The organism is Intestinimonas sp. HCP28S3_D6 (genome assembly GCF_052065695.1).
In the GTDB taxonomy this organism is placed as follows: Bacteria; Bacillota; Clostridia; order Oscillospirales; family Oscillospiraceae; genus Intestinimonas.
Genome location: NZ_JBQHTM010000145.1, coordinates 1 through 765, shown reverse-complemented (window position 1 = coordinate 765; position 765 = coordinate 1). Strand labels below are relative to the sequence as shown.

At 55.6% G+C, this 765-nt stretch carries 1 protein-coding gene; it reads left to right on the top strand.

All coding sequences use genetic code 11. The features are described from left to right. Nucleotides 1-111 precede the first annotated feature (111 nt). Nucleotides 112-765, top strand: a 654-nt coding sequence (locus ACTNBK_RS17145; protein ID WP_441147906.1) for an IS256 family transposase, incomplete at its 3' end; no start/stop codon positions are given.

Sequence of the window (765 nt, the reverse complement as noted above, 5' to 3'; positions counted from 1 at the left end):
GATAATGTACAATAAATTGCGCAAATTGGAAAGAGCATAAAAGAAGACATAGCTTGCAGGCTCTGGTAGAATGAAGTCACGACACACCATTCTGAAAGGAGACAGCAAACTATGTCCGAGAAAATTGTACAGCTAAATGAGGAAATTATCAAGGGGCAGCTCAAAGAATTAGTTCGAGGAAGTGTAGAAGAAACCCTGAACGAACTGCTGGAAAAGGAGGCGGAGTCCCTGACGCAGGCCGCCCGCTATGAGCGCAGCGAGGCCCGTCAGGGCTACCGCAGCGGTCACTACGACAGAAACCTTACCACGACCTCCGGTGACGTTACGCTCCACGTCCCCCGGCTCAAGGGTGTATCCTTCGAAACTGCCATCATCGAGCGGTATCGTCGCCGGGAGAGCAGCGTGGAGGAGGCCCTCATCGAGATGTACCTGGCAGGCGTTTCCGTGCGCCGGGTGGAGGACATCACGGAGGCACTGTGGGGCAGCAAGGTCTCGCCCGCCACCATCAGCGAGCTAAACAAGAAAGCCTACGTTCACATCGAGGACTGGCGAAATCGCCCGTTACAGGGCGGACGGTATCCGTATGTCTATGTTGACGGCATCTACCTGCGCCGCAACTGGGGCGGAGAGTACGAAAATGTTGCTGTTTTGGTGGCAATCGCCGTAAATGAGGACGGTTTTCGTGAGGTTTTGGGCGCTGCCGAGGGCATGAAGGAGGACAAGGCCAGTTGGGTCAGCTTCTTCCAATGGCTCCGCGGGCGCGGG